2 protein-coding genes are annotated in these 927 nt (G+C 49.1%); both read left to right on the top strand.

Annotated elements, in window-relative coordinates; translation table 11 throughout:
• On the top strand, nt 1–320 hold a 320-nt coding region (locus ACYVTD_RS13780; RefSeq protein WP_461248301.1), incomplete at its 5' end, for an early set domain-containing protein.
• Nucleotides 321–365: 45 nt separating this feature from the next.
• A partial coding sequence (locus tag ACYVTD_RS13775) for a phosphatidylserine decarboxylase (protein WP_461248300.1) occupies nt 366–927 on the top strand: 562 nt, incomplete at its 3' end.

The following is a 927-nucleotide window of genomic DNA, read 5'->3' as shown; positions in this document are numbered from 1 at the left end:
TTATTTTCTCCACAGTGCAGGTTCCAGCTAGACGTATTAGACCCGACCCCCTAAAAGGCCTGCCAAACGGCGTAACTTTTACCTTTAACGCGCCTTCCGGCGAGAGAGTTACAGTCGCGGGCGATTTTAACAGTTGGGATCCCTATATGTATGAGCTGAGGGAATACCCCGCCGGCGTTTACAGCATTACCATCCCTTTGCCGCCCGGTACCCATCAATATGTCTTTTTCTACAGCGGCAAGCGAAATACCGACCCCAACAACCCGAAACGAATCTACGCAAAAGACGGCAGCGCCGCCTCTTTAATTACCGTCCCGTAATTGCAAAACCCCGTTTTTTATTGTAATATGCCCCAGAGGGGTAAAATGTCCATACTTAAAGAAGGGTTTCCTTTTATTATTCCCGCATTTATCGTGGGTGCTCTGTTTGTCGCGGCATCCCGTATTTTTAACGCACCACCGCCCGTAAACGTCGGCTGTATCGCCGTCGGCTCTTTATTGATAGTTTTCGCCCTGTTTTGCGTGTTCTTTTTTAGGGATCCAAAAATCAAAATTACGCAGGGCGAGGGGATAATTCTTTCCCCGTGCAACGGAACCGTTATGGAAGTGGTGGAAGAAGGCGACGAAAAAGTCGTCCGCGTGTTTCTTTCAATTTTTAGCGTCCATTTGCAAAGGTCTCCGGTCGCCGGAAAAGTCGTTGATATTAAACACCAGAAAGGGAAATTTCTAGCCGCCTGGGATCCAAAGGCGCATGTCGAAAACGAGCAGAATATTTTTACGATACAGGGCGACGACGGCACGTATGTCGTGCGGCAGATCGCGGGATTGGTGGCGCGCCGTTGCGTGTCGTGGGTAAAAACGGGCGACGTGTTAAAAGCGGGAGATAAAATCGGAATGATCAAATTCAGTTCCCAAGTGGATATTCACC

This window comes from Treponema sp. R6D11 (assembly GCF_054786075.1).
The sequence above is the reverse complement of the archived record's forward strand: the minus strand, read 5'-3'. Positions and strand labels throughout refer to the sequence as shown.